Annotated in this window: 14 protein-coding genes; 5 read left to right on the top strand and 9 right to left on the bottom strand. The window is 61.6% G+C overall.

Annotated elements, in window-relative coordinates; translation table 11 throughout:
* The 4 genes from ABEA12_RS04560 to ABEA12_RS04545 form a co-directional block, all read right to left on the bottom strand.
* On the bottom strand, window positions 1-628 hold a 628-nt coding region (locus ABEA12_RS04560), incomplete at its 3' end, for a cytochrome c oxidase subunit I (RefSeq protein ID WP_345466645.1).
* Window positions 629-807: 179 nt separating this feature from the next.
* Window positions 808-2,064 (bottom strand): APC family permease, encoded by a 1,257-nt coding sequence (locus ABEA12_RS04555; protein WP_210102067.1) that lies wholly within the window; start codon window positions 2,062-2,064, stop codon window positions 808-810.
* Between the two features lie 409 nt (window positions 2,065-2,473).
* The gene (lhgO, locus tag ABEA12_RS04550) at window positions 2,474-3,673 is read right to left on the bottom strand and encodes an L-2-hydroxyglutarate oxidase (RefSeq protein ID WP_210102068.1); all 1,200 of its coding nucleotides are present in this window, start codon (window positions 3,671-3,673) and stop codon (window positions 2,474-2,476) included.
* A gap of 174 nt (window positions 3,674-3,847) precedes the next feature.
* Window positions 3,848-4,417 carry a histidine phosphatase family protein gene (locus ABEA12_RS04545; protein WP_210102069.1) on the bottom strand — a complete coding sequence of 190 codons (570 nt, stop codon included), beginning with the start codon at window positions 4,415-4,417 and terminating at the stop codon, window positions 3,848-3,850.
* Between the two features lie 347 nt (window positions 4,418-4,764).
* Here ABEA12_RS04545 and ABEA12_RS04540 point away from each other — a divergent pair, with 347 nt between their 5' ends.
* Window positions 4,765-5,430, top strand: coding sequence for an alpha/beta hydrolase family protein (locus ABEA12_RS04540; RefSeq protein WP_210102070.1), 666 nt, complete (start codon window positions 4,765-4,767; stop codon window positions 5,428-5,430).
* 112 nt (window positions 5,431-5,542) lie between these two features.
* Here the strand turns inward: ABEA12_RS04540 and ABEA12_RS04535 are convergent, their stop codons facing one another.
* Both ABEA12_RS04535 and xsc read right to left on the bottom strand, forming a co-directional pair.
* Window positions 5,543-6,328: an SDR family oxidoreductase gene (locus tag ABEA12_RS04535; protein WP_210102071.1), complete on the bottom strand. Its 786-nt coding sequence runs from the start codon at window positions 6,326-6,328 to the stop codon at window positions 5,543-5,545.
* A gap of 397 nt (window positions 6,329-6,725) precedes the next feature.
* On the bottom strand, window positions 6,726-8,543 hold the full coding sequence (gene xsc, locus ABEA12_RS04530; RefSeq protein ID WP_210102072.1) for a sulfoacetaldehyde acetyltransferase: 1,818 nt from the start codon (window positions 8,541-8,543) through the stop codon (window positions 6,726-6,728).
* 194 nt (window positions 8,544-8,737) lie between these two features.
* Between xsc and ABEA12_RS04525 the strand changes: the two genes are divergently transcribed.
* The 4 genes from ABEA12_RS04525 (at window position 8,738) to ABEA12_RS04510 (ending at window position 12,585) form a co-directional block, all read left to right on the top strand.
* The gene (locus tag ABEA12_RS04525) at window positions 8,738-9,577 is read left to right on the top strand and encodes an IclR family transcriptional regulator (RefSeq protein ID WP_210102073.1); all 840 of its coding nucleotides are present in this window, start codon (window positions 8,738-8,740) and stop codon (window positions 9,575-9,577) included.
* A 5-nt stretch (window positions 9,578-9,582) separates the two neighbouring features.
* Window positions 9,583-10,569, top strand: coding sequence for an AAA family ATPase (locus ABEA12_RS04520; protein WP_210102074.1), 987 nt, complete (start codon window positions 9,583-9,585; stop codon window positions 10,567-10,569).
* A gap of 34 nt (window positions 10,570-10,603) precedes the next feature.
* On the top strand, window positions 10,604-12,304 hold the full coding sequence (locus ABEA12_RS04515; protein WP_210102075.1) for a cobaltochelatase CobT-related protein: 1,701 nt from the start codon (window positions 10,604-10,606) through the stop codon (window positions 12,302-12,304).
* Window positions 12,305-12,402: 98 nt separating this feature from the next.
* The gene (locus tag ABEA12_RS04510) at window positions 12,403-12,585 is read left to right on the top strand and encodes a hypothetical protein (protein WP_345466636.1); all 183 of its coding nucleotides are present in this window, start codon (window positions 12,403-12,405) and stop codon (window positions 12,583-12,585) included.
* A gap of 48 nt (window positions 12,586-12,633) precedes the next feature.
* Here ABEA12_RS04510 and ABEA12_RS04505 read toward each other — a convergent pair whose 3' ends face one another.
* The 3 genes from ABEA12_RS04505 to ABEA12_RS04495 all read right to left on the bottom strand — a co-directional run bounded on the left by ABEA12_RS04505 (window position 12,634) and on the right by ABEA12_RS04495 (window position 15,228).
* Complete coding sequence (locus ABEA12_RS04505) at window positions 12,634-12,840, bottom strand: hypothetical protein (RefSeq protein ID WP_345466633.1); 207 nt, start codon at window positions 12,838-12,840, stop codon at window positions 12,634-12,636.
* A 161-nt stretch (window positions 12,841-13,001) separates the two neighbouring features.
* On the bottom strand, window positions 13,002-13,802 hold the full coding sequence (locus tag ABEA12_RS04500) for a 3-hydroxybutyrate dehydrogenase (protein ID WP_345466629.1): 801 nt from the start codon (window positions 13,800-13,802) through the stop codon (window positions 13,002-13,004).
* Between the two features lie 52 nt (window positions 13,803-13,854).
* Entirely contained in the window at window positions 13,855-15,228 is a 1,374-nt protein-coding gene (locus ABEA12_RS04495) for an MFS transporter (RefSeq protein ID WP_210102076.1), read from the bottom strand.
* Between the last annotated feature and the right edge of the window lie 2 nt (window positions 15,229-15,230).

The raw sequence follows: 15,230 nt of genomic DNA, 5'->3' as shown, positions 1-15,230 counted from the left end.
TGAAGATCGACATGCGCCACATGGTCATGCCCGGTGCACGCAGGCAAATGATGGTGGTGATGAAGTTGACCGAACCTAGGATCGTGCCAAAGCCCGACAGGGCCAAACCGAAGACCCAGAGGTCACCGCCGACACCGGGACTGAACGTGGTGTTCGACAAGGGAGCATAACCAAACCAACCGAAGGCGGCCGAGCCCTGCGGCGTCAGGAAACCTGCAACAACGATGGTTGACCCGAACAGGTAGAACCAGAAGGCCAAGGCGTTGAGCCGGGGGAACGAGACATCCGGGGCCCCGATTTGCAACGGCATCATGACGTTGGCAAACCCTGCAAAGAGAGGAGTCGCGAACATCAGCAACATCAGCGTCCCGTGCATGGTGAACAGCTGGTTGTATTGATCCTTGGTCTGTACGATCTGCAGCCCGGGCTCGAACAGCTCCGCCCGGATCAGCATGGCCATCACACCGGCGAGACAGAAGAAGAGGAACGAGGCGATCAGGTACATGTACCCGATTTTCTTGTGGTCAGTGGTGGTGAGCCACTCCACGATCATCCTGCCCTTGCTGATCGGTACGACCTTGGGCTGGCTGCGCGTCAGTTCATTGGTTGCATATTCATAGGTTGCCATTTTTCATCTCACGTTTTCCTCAAACGGGGTGGCAGCTGAACTGGCTGCTTGAGCCATGCAACCGTCTCCCGACGTTTTTGCGGTGCGAAATATGTAATTGTCCCCAGCATCCTCCACTTTGAGCCAGGTTTCTAGGGTTGGTGGCCGCAGACCCGCACCGAATCGCAGGAGCGGTGTAGTTATCGTGCGCCCAGTTGCAGTCGAACTGCTCGGTATCCGAAGCCGACGGCAAACATCGCAAGTCCGCCCATGACTGCACCGGTTGGGAGCGCTGCAACAACCACCACACATCCGACCGCCCCGGAAACACCAAGCCAGACGGGACTCGTACGCTCTGCGCGCGGCTGCTTGATGGCGGAAATGTTGGCGATCAAGTAATAGACCAGAACGCCAAAGGATGAGAAGCCGATGGCGGTGCCCAGATCAAAGAATGCCACGAGCACCAGGACAGCTGCACCGGCAACCGCCTCCGCCCGGTAGGGGGTGGAAAACCTTGGATGGACCGCAGACAACCAATGCGGCAGGTCATTCTCCCGTGCCATGGCCATGGTCGTGCGTCCTATCCCCGCAACCAGTGCCAGCAGCGCACCCAAGGAGGCCAACGACGCCGCTATCTGCACCAGGGGAAGCGCCCACGAGTCCCCCAACGCGGTAGCCAACGGCTTGGTAGTTTGGGCAATTCCCGCGGTGCCCAAGATCTGGATGAGCACCACAGCAACCGCTGTATACAGAAGCACCACGATTCCAAGACCGATTCCGATGGCACGGGGAATACTCGTCCCCGGATTCCGCACTTCCTCCCCCAACGTCGCGATGCGTGCGTAGCCGGCAAATGCGAAGAACAACAGGCTCGTTCCCTGAAGAACACCCAGCACTCCGGTGTAGGTCCCCGGCGCATGCGTCGGCAAGGAGTGGTTTCCTGCTGCGATCATGACCAAGATAACGGCCACGAGCGCCAAGACCGTGATGGCGATGATCTTGGCGACAGTCGCCGTGCGCGTAACACCAAGACAATTGACTCCCACCAGCACTACAACGGCCAAGGCAGCTGCTGGCTTCACCCAGGATTCAGGAACTGTGTATGTCGCAAAGGTCAGGGCCATGGCAGCGGCGGACGCCGTCTTGCCGATCACGAATCCCCACCCGGCGATGAACCCGGGCCAGGGCCCCAACACCTCGCGTCCATATGCGTAGGTGCCGCCCGAAGTCGGGTATTGTGCCGCGAGCTGGGCGCTGGAGCGTGCGTTGGCGTAAGCTAGGGCCGCGGCAAGGAACAGGGACACCAAGAGTGCGGAGCCTGCGGCCGAGGCCGCTGGCGTGAACGCCGAAAAAAGTCCCGCGCCAACCATGGCCCCAAGCCCGATCATGACGGCGTCCGACGTGCCTAGCCGACGTTGCAGGCCCTGGCCCGCCTTTTCCCCACTTGTATCTCGCATACCTAACTTCTACTACGCAGAGGTGAACAACTGGTGTCATATCGGCCTTGGGTTCGGTTACGACCCAAGCCCGACTCCCCCGCACCGGGCAACAAAAATGCTCTTCATTCCGAACTGCCCGGAATCACCTACTGCATTTCGGACCATATTCCGATCAGTGCAGAAGTGCACAATCACCCGGTACGCGATTTCAGCAAATGCGACCGCGCCGGGGGCTCAAGCACTATCGAGGCGGCTCGGGAAAACCTGAAACCATTGGAGTCTTCCCGTCCCGTCGGTTTTCTTGGAATCTTTTGTCTTCGACTTATCAGGACGTTCCAGAGACAAACACCACTCCAAGGATCCATGGGATGCGAGACCCGCTTCCCGGAATCGGTGTTTCCCCTGAAGACATCGGGGCATGGAACGTCTAGCGTTTGATTCCAAGATAGTTCAGAAGTACATGCTCGGCGATGGCCATCGCTGAAGTTGCTGCCGGCGACGGGGCATTGCGAAGCAGGGTGATCGGTCCGATTTGGTCAACCGCGAAGTCGTCCAACAATGATCCGTCCTTGGCCCATGCTTGCGCGCGAACCCCCGACATGGTCTTGTGAGTCAGGTCCGAGAGCTTCAGTTCCGGGATGAATGCCTGCGCAGCACTGAAATACAGCGGCTTCAAAACCGATGCAGCAATTTCCTTGCCGCCCATTTTCCAATGTTCCCTGGCCAGACGGCCGGCCCCTGGCCAGCGCAGCACTTCCCAGAGCTCTCGAGGCGAAATCTTGCCCCACGAATATCCTTCCCTGGCCAACGCAGGCACGGCGTTGGGACCGACATGAATATCGTCATAGACCCCGCGAGTGAAATGGACGCCGAGGAATGGAAACGCAGGATCTGGTACCGGGTAGATCATGCCGTTGACGAGGTTGCTACGTGCTGGATCCAGCGCCCAATACTCGCCCCTAAAAGGCAGGATCCGCGGTGCATCGGCAGCACCGACAAGCTTTGCAATCACATCGGAATGGAGTCCTGCGCAAACCACCAGGCGGTCGAAGGTATGGGTGCCGCCGGTGGTCGATACCACGCAGGTTCCGGAAACAGACTCAACAGCAGCAACTTTTTGGTTCAGCAACACGCTCCCACCGGCCAACCGGATTTGGTTTGCCATGGTTTCGGCGATCGCAGCGTAGTCGACCACCGCAGTATGTGGGGAGTGCAGAGCTGCGACTCCCGCTGCGTGCGGTTCGATTTCACGCATTTTTTCCTGAGACACCCTGGCCAGATCCGGCACCTTGTTGAGTGCCGACCGACGCTCAATCTCATCCAGGCGGGAGATTTCGCCCGCATTCAAGGCAACCACTAGCTTCCCGGTTTCCTTATAGGGCAGCGAATGTTCCTGGCAGTATTCACGGGTCATCACCCGTCCCTTGGCACAGAGCTTGGCCTTGAGGGAGCCTGGTTGGTAGTAGATCCCTGCATGGACCACTCCGGAATTGTGCCCGGTTTGGTGCGCCGCGACCCGGGGCTCCTTTTCAAGAACCGTCACTTCATGGTCACCTGTGCGGGACAATGCCTGCGCGATGGCAAGGCCTACGATTCCCGCACCGACCACACCAATGCGCTCTGTCATCGTTTCGGTATCCCCTCGTAGTACCAGACGCTCCTCCCAAGCTGTCCTTGGGAGTCGAATCATCTCACGTACTCGGCTACTTCCACGCCGCAACCCAGGGCACGTCCCAAAGTCCTTTGCCGCGTGGCCGGTATCGGTGGTCCTCAGCCATTGCGAGCAAATCCTGGGTACGTCCTACTCTGTGAGCGTGGAAGAAACCTCTTCCCCATTGATGCTCTGCACTTTCCAAGAGCCACTGTCATTGTCAACCAGCGAGATCGAGCCATTGTGGATACTGTCGAATCGGTGGCCTGCGAGCGCGGAGAGGGTGTATCTAATGATCGTTCCGTGGCATACCACCGCGACGTTCTTTCCCGGGAAATCGGCGGCAATTCGTTCGATCGCGGAACGACCACGAGCCACCACGGATTCCAGGGGTTCTATTCCGCCCCCGGTCTTGTTGGGCCAGAGGTTCTCGGAGTCTGCAACGCGCATGCCTTCGGCTTGACCGTAATCGCGCTCAATCAGTTCGCCATAGCTCTGTCCCAGCTCAATGCCCAGGCCCGAGGCGATTATTTCGGCTGTTTGCCTAGCCCGGGACAGGGGAGAGCTGACGACCACGTCCCAGGTACTTGTACCGAGAACCGCCACGGCGTCACGGGCCTGCTCCCTGCCCACGTCGTTCAGCGGGATGTCGCTTGATCCCTGCAGCCGGTCTTCTGCGTTCCAATTGGTTTGGCCATGACGGATGAATCCAAGTTTCATGCTTCTATTCTCCTTCGTTTTGTTCCCGACCCCGATTATTTGTAACTCCGGTTGGTACGAAGCCTTTCGAACGCGGTTTTCTACCCGGAAGCTGTGGTTCGACCCGTGGCTACTCCTGGTTTCCATATGCGTGTGGGTGCTGCGGGCAGCCCAAAGACCTGAAGTCCACCGGTGGGCCGCGGCAATGCCACGGACAAAAGGTCAGCCCGCCATGCTCCGTTCCTGTGGTCAAGCGATCGGACAGCACCATCAATGCCGGCTGGTTTCGGGCCGGCGCTGCCGCTAGGTCCTTCCCGGGCATCACCTTCGATCAAAATGGGGATGACGCCTAGGCATAGGTTGGATGCATGACTACCATCGAGGAAGCCTTCTCCATCACCGTCAATGGATCACGGATCTCCGCACTCTTCTCCGAACCTGTTGAGGCGGTCGCCACGATCGTGTTGGCCCACGGGGCCGGTGCCGGCATGGACCACCCATTCCTCACTGGCTTTACCGAGGCGCTGAACGATCTTGGCCTCACCACGTTGCGTTTCAATTTTCCCTACATGGAGGCTGGCAAGAAGTTTCCTGACAAGCCGCCTGTCGCGCTCGCAGCATGGCGCGCTGCAATGGATTCTGCCAGGGAGCGTTCCGCGGGACGTGCCGTTTTTGCTGTCGGGAAGTCATTTGGCGGGCGCATGGCATCAATGGCGGTCGCCGAAGGCATGGATGCCGCCGGACTGGTGTTCCTTGGCTACCCCTTGCATGCGCCCAAGAAGCCGGAAAAAATGCGCGATGCGCATCTCTACGGCTTGGAGCTTCCCATGCTGTTTCTTCAGGGAAGTCGGGACCCATTTGCCCAGCCAAGGGAACTGGAACCGGTGGTGGAGCATATTGGGTCCAACGCAAACCTGGATTGGTTCGAAGGCGCAGACCATTCATTCAAAGTTGCCTGGTCCAAACGCACCACCGGGCAAGACGGTGCGTTGCTGGCAGCCCCGGTGTTGGCGTTCGTTCGCGCCAATTCCTAGATGGGTGCAGCGTACTGAAACAGCACGCTCAAAAAAGACAATGGCGGCACCAGCGAGTTTTTTGCTGGAGCCGCCATTGCAGGGTTCACCTGTCATTTCAGGTCTTTGAGGACTAGTTCCAGATGTCGTCTCCACGCAGGGAGGCATCCGCGCCACCATCTGCGTAGATGGTCTGACCGGTGACATGCGTGTTCTCTTCGCTACTCAGCCAAGCCAACAAGCGGGCCAAGACGATTGATTCCGAGTGGTAGTTCAGCGGCATAGGAACATGGCTGTCCGTCATTTCGCGGCCCTCAGGGGTGGAGAGCAGCTCAGCGGTCATCGGGGAGATCACGGTTCCCGGAGCGATGGCGTTCAGCGGGATGCCGGCACCTGCCCACCTCTCGGTGATGCATTCGCGACGAACCCAGCGGGAGAGCGCACGCTTGCTCGAGGGGTAGTTAAGGTAGCCCTGGCCGGGCCCCTCCGCAGCCAATGCGGTACCGATCCTTACTGCCGTCTCTTCGTCACCGGCCAGCATTGCATCGACAAGTTCACCGGAATTCGGCTGCAGCGACGCCATGGAGCTCACGACAACAGCGCGTGGGGAATCACTCTTGGCGAGGGCCGGCGCCATGTGCTCGAGGAACTCGGTGACACCGAAGTAATTGACCTTGACGGTCAGCGGCGACGGAGCGGCGATGCCTGCACAGGCAATCACTGCATCGACCTTGCCGTCCGCAAGCTCCAGTGCCTTTTCGGCTGCGGCAACGCGCCCCTCGGAAGTACTCAAATCGGCTTCCACTTCTGCGCCACGAAGGTCAACACCAATGACATTTTCCCCGCGTTCGCGCAGCAGCTGCGCGGTCGACGCCCCGATTCCCGAACCTGCTCCAGTGATGATGTATGTGCGACTCACGATGTTTCTCCTTCATTGACGTCCATGTTGGACGATCCGTAGGGGGATCCGGAAATACTCCGTTTTGGCGGGCAGCGCTCCCGCATGGGGCACTGGTTCTACGCTTCCCGTTCAATCAACATCATAACATGTTTACTGTCGTAAGGACAGTACTCCGCATCTTCGGCAGCTCTCACGGACCAGCACGCCATGCGCAAAAAAATGCCGGCAGTGCCCTTACGGACCCACCGGAGCCCTTCGCTTCCCCTGCCGCGCAAAGCCTTCATGGCGCCAACCAATCACTTACGCGGGCCGTATCGAACCGCACGGAAGGCCTGGCTGGTCGGCAACGAGGAAGGCCGGGTCCTGTCAGACCCGGCCTTCTTCGCTGTGTTTCCTACAAAAATTTCGACTCGGTTTAGACGTAGTCCTTGTACTTTTCCAGGTGGCGGACCGGGGTGGAGAGCGCATCGCGGCGGAACGGGTCGCCCAGTTCGCGGGTGCACATGACCTCAATGACGGTGGTCTTGCCCTCAAGCATCTGGGCGTCGATTGCTTCCTTGAGCGCAGCACCGACGTTGTCCAGGTTGTCCACGACGACGCCCTCAGCGCCCATGGAGCGGGCCATTTCGGCAAACGACTCGCCATTGTCCAGCTCGCCTGCAATGAAGCGGCGGTTGTAGAACTCGACCTGGTTCTTCTTTTCCGCGCCCCACTGGCGGTTGCGGAAGACCACCGCGGTGACCGGGATGTCGTGCCGGACGGCGGTGAGGACCTCGCCCATGCTCATGGCCCAGGCTCCGTCACCTGCGTAGGCTACGGCCGGGCGGTGCGGCGCAGCGGCCTTGGCGCCGATGATGGTCGGCAACGCGTAGCCGCAGTTGCCGAAGGACATCGGGGCGAAGAAGCTGCGCGGCTTCTCGAAACGCAGGTAGCTATGGGCCACGGAGTTGATGTTGCCGATGTCGGTGGAGATCATGACGTCCTCCGGCATCGCATTCTCCAACTCACGCAGGACCTGGCGCGGGTGCAGCCAGTTGCCTTCCTCGCCCTTGGCCTCTTCGATGACATCGAGGGAGTATTCGTCCTTTTCGTGCGTCCAGTCGGAGAGCTCCTGCTCCCAGGCTTCCTTTTCGGACTTGATGGTTGCCGCGCGCTCTGCCTTGGTGGCATCCGAGGCAAGCTCGATGCTCTCGAGGCGCTTGGAAAGTTCAATGGCAACGGCCTTCGCATCGCCGGTGATGCCCACGGCGATCTTCTTCACCAGGCCGAGCTTGGTGTGGTCGGCATCGATCTGGATGATCTTGGCTTCTGTGGGCCAGTAGGCCTGGCCGTACTGCGGCAAGGTGCCGAACGGGCCAAGCCGGGTGCCCAAGGCGATCACGACGTCGGCCTGGGAAATCAGCTTCATGCCGGCCTTAGAACCCTGGTAGCCCAGCGGTCCCGCCCAGAGCGGGTGGCTGGCCGGGAAGGAGTCGTTGTGCTGGTAGCTGTTGACCACCGGTGCGCCCAGGCGCTCGGCCAACGCCTTTGCTTCCTCGACGCCGTCGGCCATGACCACGCCGCCGCCGGAAACGATAACCGGATTCTTGGCCGTTTTGAGCAATTCGACGGCCTCGTCCAAGGACTTGGTGCCACCGGCACCGCGGTCGACCCGGCGCGGGGCCGGGATCTCGGTGATGGATTCACCGTAGAAGTAGTCACGCGGGATGTTCAGCTGGGTCGGACCGTTTTCACTCATCGCGCGGTCGAAGCAGCGGGCGGTGAACTCCGCCATGCGGTTCGGGTGGGTCACGTGACCCTGGTACTTGGTGAATTCCTGGAACATCGGCAGCTGGTTGGCTTCCTGGAAACCACCCAGGCCGATGGTGTTGGTTCCGGCTTCGGGCGTGATGATCACGACGGGGCTGTGGGCCCAGTATGCGGCGGCGATGCCGGTGACGCAGTTGGAGATGCCGGGACCGTTCTGGCCAATGACAACCCCGTGGCGTCCGGAGGCACGTGCGTATCCGTCGGCCATGTGGGCCGCACCCTGCTCGTGAACCACCGGCACCAGTCGGATACCGGCCGGGGCGAAGATGTCCATGGCGTCCATGAAGGCGGAACCCATGATGCCAAACATGTCGGTGACATCGTTGGACACCAACGTCTCAACGAAGGCTTCCGACGAGGTCATCTTCTGCGCGCCCTTGACGACTTCGCGGGAAGTGGGCTTTTCGGTCAATACATCGGTCATTACGACTCTCCTTCGTTGAAAATTAAGACCCCATGGATACGCAAAGTCTCAAAAAATGATTCAAACCGCTCCCATAAACGGGATTGAATACAAATCTATGCGTCCCAGATCACATCCGTCAACCCCCTATCTCATTTATTACTGCTCCTGATACGATTTAATGAAACTTCGCATACCTGCAGATTGGACTGATCATGGAAAACCTCACGGAACCGGCTCTCGGCCCCGCGGGCGCTGTCCAGGGAGAGACTCCGGCCCTGCGCCTGTTCGCCTTGCTGGAGCTGATCACTACGCGTGACCAGCTCTTCACGTTGCAATCGCTGGTGGACCAGACGGGACTGCCCAAACCGACCGTGCACCGCATGCTTCAGCAGCTCGAAGGGGCGAACTTGCTCACCCGCCAAGCGGACGGAAGGCACTACGGAACCGGTTCGCGCATGCGCCGCATGGCAGAGGACGTGCTGCTCAACGACACGCGGCACGGCACAAGGCACGCGATCCTGCGTGGACTGGTCGATGAAATCGGCGAAAGCTGCAACATCACCTCCCTGTCGGGAACCGAGGTCATTTATCTCGACCGCGTCGAAACCAACGAGCCGTTGCGGGTACACCTTGGACCCGGATCCCGTGTACCGGTGCATTGCTCGGCCAGCGGAAAAATAATCCTCTCCCAGTTCGGCCCCACACAGCGCGAACGGGTGCTCTCCACCGGGCAACTGCAAAAGTTCACCGCCCACACTCTCACCGACAAGGCCGGGATCGAAGAGGAGTTGAACCGGATCCGGCTCGATGGATATGCTGAAGACCGCCAGGAGTACCTGGACGGCCTGGTCTGCCTGGCCGTGCTGGTGCCCAACCCCGCCGGACGCTCGAACCTCTGCGTCGCGGTGCAGGCGCCGGTGATGCGAAAATCCTCGGCCGACCTGCTTGAACTGCTGCCGGCCCTACGCCGGGCGGCCGAGGCAATCGCCCGTATCGAAGACCATTCGGATCTGGGTTCGCCCGAGTCCGAGCCGGTAGCTGTGGGATGGTGAACAACATGAATCCGGAATCACCCATGACCCCGGCACCGGAAATGGTCTCGGCCCGCGAACTCTTCGGCATAGACCACGACCTGCTTGTACCCCGGTTCCCCAAGGCCACCGAGCATGTCCCGGCCATCGATCCGGCCTATAGGTTCAACCCGGACGTCACCCTCGCCATACTGGCCGGCTTCACCCACAACTCCAGGGTGCTCATCCAGGGACTTCACGGCACCGGGAAGTCCACTCACATCGAGCAGGTGGCCGCCCGGCTCAACTGGCCCCTGCTGCGGGTGAACCTCGATGGTCACATCAGCCGGCTGGACCTGGTCGGCAAGGACACCGTGGTGATCCAGGACGGCCAGCCGGCAACCAAGTTCCAGGAAGGGGTGATTCCCTGGTCAATGGTCCAGCCCATGGCGCTGGTCTTTGATGAATACGATGCCGGACGTCCCGATGTCATGTTCGCCATCCAGCGGCTGCTTGAACGCGACGGCGGCTTCACCCTCCCGGACCAGAACCGCGTGATCCGCCCGCATCAGCATTTCCGGCTCTTCGCCACGGCCAACACCGTGGGCCTGGGCAACCTCAACGGCCTCTACCATGGCGTCCAACGCCTGAACCATGCCCAGCTGGACCGCTGGAACATCGTCGCCGCGCTGGACTACCTGGCGGTGGAGGACGAAATCGGGATTGTTGCCGCCCGCGTCCCCGCCTTGGCGCAAACACCATCGGGCATGGACTTGATCCGCTCCATGGTCCAGGTCGCCAACCTGACTAGGGACGGCTTTGCCGCCGGTGACATCTCGACCCTGATGTCACCGCGCACGGTGATCACCTGGGCGGAAAACATCTCCATCTTCCGCGACCCGGCACGCGCCTTCAGGCTCTCGTTCATCAACAAGTGCGACGAAGCGGAGCGATTCATCATTTCCGAGTACTACCAGCGCGTCATGGCCTCCGAACTCGACGAGTCCTACGCACTGCTTGCCGCCGGTACCTGAGATGCCGGGGCAGGAAACGGTCCCATCCCGGCTGATGGAACGGCGCGCCCAGGAAATCAGGCAGCTGTGCGCTGCCTCCCTGCGGGCGCTCGGTGCAGACCCGCGCCTGGAATTGCTGGGCACCAGGGCCTATCGCGGCACCTCCGTGCTGCCCTTCAATGCCCCACACCTCTATCCGGCACTGCCGGATGCCGATTTCGTCTCGTTTCGTGGGGCCAGCGACGGGCTAGCCCTGCGGGCCACGCATTCGGATGACGAGAAGCACCAGGCATTGCTCCCTGGGTCCCCCAGTGCCAGGTTGGTCTTCGAGGTGCTCGAGCAATTCCGCTGTGAATCATTGTCCACCTTGCCCGGCGTCGTGGAGAACCTGCGGGCACGGCACATCTCGTGGTCCAAGGAATTCATTGCCTCGGGGCTCACCGAGACTTCGCTGGGAATGTTGCTCTACACGATCATCCAGGTCACGCGATCGCGGATCACCGGTGAACCGGTGGTGCCCGAGTCCGAGGACATGATCGAGGCAACTCGTGCCAACCTCTCCTCAAGTCTTGGCCCGTTGCTTCCGCACCTGCGCCGCAAGGCACACAGCCAATCCGCCTTCGCCCCGCATGCGTTGGACATCGCTGGCCTTGTGGACGAGGCGGTCAACGCGTTGGAGTCCAAACGGCCCGCGCGCGCGCGTTCCAAGGACAAGGAAGCCAAGGCTCCCTCGTTCTCCCTGCTCATGGACGTCGAGTCCGATGCCGCGGCCATCGGCGCCTTGGTATCGGGAACCAGCAGCACGCTGGAACAAGCGCAGGACGGGTACACGGTCTTCACCCGCGCCTATGACAAGGTTTCGGTTGCCGGGGATTTGGTGCGCGCGGACCTGTTGCGCGGATATCGCGAGCGCGTCGCCCAACGGGTGCATGAGGAAGCGGTGAATGTGGCGCTGCTGGCCAAGAAACTCCAGGCGCTGCTCTGCGTCCAGGAGCGTTCCGGCTACGATTCCGGCGCCGAAGAAGGGCTGCTCGACGGCGCCCGGCTGGGCCAGCTCGTCGCATCGCCGACCGAGCGCAGGGTGTTCAAAACCGACCGTTTCGAACCATCCGCCGCGGCAACCCTGACGTTCCTGGTGGACTGCTCGGGCTCCATGAAGCAAAACGCACCGGGCTTGGCAGCCTTCCTCGACGTACTGGTGCGGGCACTGGAACGAATCGAGGTGCCCTGCGAAGTTTTGGGCTACACCACCGGGGCCTGGAACGGCGGTCGCGCCCTGAAGGACTGGCGGCGCGCCGGCACCCCCGCGAACCCCGGCCGGCTCAACGAGCTTAGCCATCTGGTCTTCAAGGACGCCACGACCTCGTGGCGCACAGGACGCACTTCTCTTGCCGCAATGCTCAAGTCCACGCTGTACCGGGAGGGAATCGACGGGGAGGCGGTGCGCTGGGCGTTGGGACGGCTACGGGATCAGGATGCGGATTCCCGGTTCCTTGTGGTGATATCGGACGGCAGCCCCGCCGATGGCGCCACGGCCAACGCGAACGACGAGAACTACCTGCAACATGACCTTGCGGGGGTGCTGCGCACCGCCGAGGCCGCCGGTGGAACGACGATCCTGGGCCTGGGCCTGGGGCTGGACATGAGCCAGTACTTCCGCCGCAGCACCATCCTGGATGCCGAACGCCTCGGTGGTTCCGAATCGGTGCGCGACCTCCTGGGTCTCCTGGAACGCTCGGTACGCGCAGCACGCTGAGCCCGGCCTGGAACGACCGTGGACCAAGAACGTCCTTGGCTGCTACCGACACAGGCAGAGCAAGGACGTCCCACTCATGGCAAAAACAGGAATCGACGGTGCAGTCAGAGATTCCGGCGCATGACGAGCCGCGGCATCCGGCTGGCCACGGCATCGGTGGTGCCGATGACTCGGAACCCTTCCTGCTCGAACATTCCCCGGGTCCCGACGAACGCCATGGTGGTGTCCAGGCGACCCACCGGGTCCACCGGTTGGGCTTCGATTACCGGTGCTGCGCATGATGCGGCGTATTCAACGGCACTCTCGAGCAGGTGGGTCGGGATGCCCTGCTATCGGTGCCCGCTGCGAACGACCACGCAAATGATGCTCCACACGGGAACCACGTCCTCGGGGCGGATGAGCTTGGATCCCGCAAGGCGCGGGATCCCTGTCCGGGGACCGATGCTGCACCACCCGACGGGTTCGCCGTCGCGGTAGGTGATCACACCGGGTGGGCCCTCCCGCTCGCACAGCCTGCGCATGGCGTTCTCGACCATGGAACCATTCTGTCGTTCTGCCTCCGTCCTGGCCATGGAAGGCCCCACAAGCAACTTGGCATCGAGAAGAAGTGCCGATGGCCACCACGCCGTTGAACCGGGCATGGCAGCCATCCGCATCCTGGTGCAGGCCCGGCCTAGTGGCTCGATCAGGACGTTTGCTAGCGAGCGGACCAGCCCCCGTCCATCGTGTAGCTGGCACCGGTCACCATGGACGCTTCGTCGCTGGCCAGCCAGGCCACTAGGGAGGCCACTTCCTCCGGTTCGATCAGGCGCTTGATGGCGCTTTCCGTCAACATGATCTTGGCCAGCACCTCGGCCTCGGGGATGCCGTGTACCCGGGCCTGGTCCGCCACTTGTTTTTGCACCAGTGCCGTGCGCACGTAGCCGGGGTTGACGCAATTGCTGGTCACACCGCGCTCGCCACCTTCAAGCGCGGTGACCTTGGACAGACCTTCGAGTCCGTGCTTGGCGGTGACATAGGCCGCTTTGAAGGGCGAAGCGCGCAGCCCGTGCACCGAGGAAAGGTTGATGATCCGACCGAATCCCTGCGCATACATATTCGGTAGGGCCGCACGGATCAACAGAAACGGGACCTCCAACATGAGGTTCATGATCCGCCGGAAGTCCTGCGGATTGAAGTCCTGGATCGGGCTGATGTGCTGGATCCCGGCATTGTTGATGAGGATGTCCACCCCATCGAGCGCTTTATCCAGCCGCTCGTCGGCAACCGCGGCCGGATCCAGCAAATCGACCACCCAGCTTGAGCCGCCGGCTTCCGTTGCCACCGCCTCGGCCGCGGCCCCATCCTTGTCCGCGACGATGACGTGGGCGCCTCGGGCAGCCAGCGCGTGAACCACGCCCAGTCCTATACCGCTGGCGCCGCCGGTGACCAGCGCCCGTCTGCCCGCCAACGGCTGGGAAGCACTCCGGCTCATCGGTTCGGTTTCTTGGTTGGTCATGATTCTTCCCTTACGTGGAGCATGGTGGTTCTGGTTCCGGCGGCGGAGCGGCTCAGGCGTTGACCCGGGCCGTGGTGAGCCCATGCTTGCGGGCATCGGCGTCGTCGATGTCGTGCAGGGAAACGCCCTTGGTCTCTTTCAGGGTGATCACCGCGAAGGCCGTGATGGCACAGGCCACTGCCACGTAGATGGCCACCGGCAGCCAGGAGCCGTAGTTCTGCAGCAACGCGGTAGCGATGATCGGCGCCATTGAGCCGGCGATGATCGAGGTGACCTGGTAGCCCAGGGAGACGCCTGAGTAGCGCATGCGGGTGGGGAACATCTCGGCCATGATGGCCGGCTGGCCCGCATACATCAGCGCGTGGAAGCACAGGCCGATGGTGACCGCAGCGATGATGATGAACGGGTTCCGCGTGTCAAACATCGGGAAGGCAAAAAACGCCCAGCTGGCTCCCAGCACCGCACCGGCAAGGTAGACCGGCTTGCGGCCGAAGGCATCCGAGAGCCGCCCGACCTGGGGGATCACGATGAAGTGGATGATATGGGCCACCAGCAGGGCCAGCAGCAGCTGGCTCGTGTCATAAGAGTGCACGGTCTTCAGGTAGACGATGGTGAAGGAGACGATGATGTAGTAGAGGATGTTCTCTGCAAAGCGCAGGCCCATGGCGCCGAAGATGCCCCTGGGGTACTTCTTCACGACCTCCAGCACGCCGTAGCGGACTGCCTTGTCGGCCTCCACCTGGGCACGGGCCTCAAGGAAGATCGGCGCCTCGGAAACGTGGGTCCGGATGTAGTAGCCGATGATGACGATCAGTGCGGAGACCCAGAAGGCCACACGCCAGCCCCAGCTCAAAAACTGCTCGGTCGGGAGGATCCATGACATGCCCAGCAGCACCAAGGTGGCGAGCAGGTTGCCCACCGGCACGGCGGCCTGGGGCCAGCTCGACCAGAAGCCGCGCGATTCGTTCGGGCTGTGCTCGGCGACCAGCAGGACCGCTCCGCCCCACTCGCCGCCCACGGCGAAGCCCTGGAGGAAGCGCAGGATCACCAGTAGCGCAGGCGCCCAGTAGCCAATGGCGTTGAAGCCCGGCAGGCAGCCCATCAGGAAGGTGGCCACGCCGACCATGATGATGGTGACCTGCAGCGTGTGCTTGCGCCCGAGCCTGTCTCCGATCTGGCCAAACACGATGCCGCCTAGCGGACGGGCGATGAATCCCACCGCGTAGGTCAGGAACGCGGCGATGATGCCGTCCAGTTCCGTATCCGAGTTGGGGAAGAAGAACTTGCCGAAGACCAGCGAGGCTGCGGTGGCGTATAAGAAGAACTCGTACCATTCCACCACCGTGCCCACCATGGAGGCGGCCACGATCTTTTTCAGCCCCGATTTCTCCGACTTCGGGACCTCATTCGATCTGACGAAACTCATGG

The sequence above is a fragment of the Paeniglutamicibacter antarcticus genome (assembly GCF_039544305.1).
Lineage (GTDB): Bacteria > Actinomycetota > Actinomycetes > Actinomycetales > Micrococcaceae > Paeniglutamicibacter > Paeniglutamicibacter antarcticus_C.
The sequence above is the reverse complement of the archived record's forward strand: the minus strand, read 5'-3'. Positions and strand labels throughout refer to the sequence as shown.